This is a genomic window from Burkholderia ubonensis (assembly GCF_902833085.1).
Lineage (GTDB): Bacteria > Pseudomonadota > Gammaproteobacteria > Burkholderiales > Burkholderiaceae > Burkholderia > Burkholderia ubonensis.
The window spans coordinates 1-508 of record NZ_CADFEB010000024.1; the positions used below are offsets into that span (position 1 = coordinate 1).

Below are 508 nucleotides of genomic sequence, written 5' to 3' on the forward strand. Positions count from 1 at the left end.
TGACCGCAGGCGTTGCCGATACGTGCGAGCCGGAATGGGTCGGCGCCGAGCATCCGCTGTTCATCCTGTATACGTCGGGCTCGACCGGCAAGCCCAAGGGCGTGCAGCACAGCACCGGCGGCTACCTGCTGTGGGCCGCGCTGACGATGAAATGGGCGTTCGACTGGAAGCCGGAAGACGTGTTCTGGTGCACCGCCGACATCGGCTGGATCACCGGCCACACGTACATCACGTACGGCCCGCTCGCGTGCGGCGCGACGCAGGTCGTGTTCGAGGGCGTGCCGACCTATCCGGACGCCGGCCGCTTCTGGAAGATGATCGCGGATCACCACGTCAGCGTGTTCTACACCGCGCCGACCGCGATCCGTTCGCTGATCAAGGCGGCCGACGCCGACGACAAGGTCCATCCGAAGAGCTACGACCTGTCGAGCCTGCGCATCATCGGCACGGTCGGCGAGCCGATCAACCCGGAAGCGTGGATGTGGTATCACAAGCACGTCGGCCAGGA

General features: G+C 65.7%; 1 protein-coding gene. It reads left to right on the forward strand.

Annotated features, from left to right (window positions below; genetic code table 11):
• On the forward strand, positions 1–508 hold a 508-nt coding region (locus tag HWX31_RS34650), incomplete at both ends, for an AMP-binding protein (protein WP_175934020.1).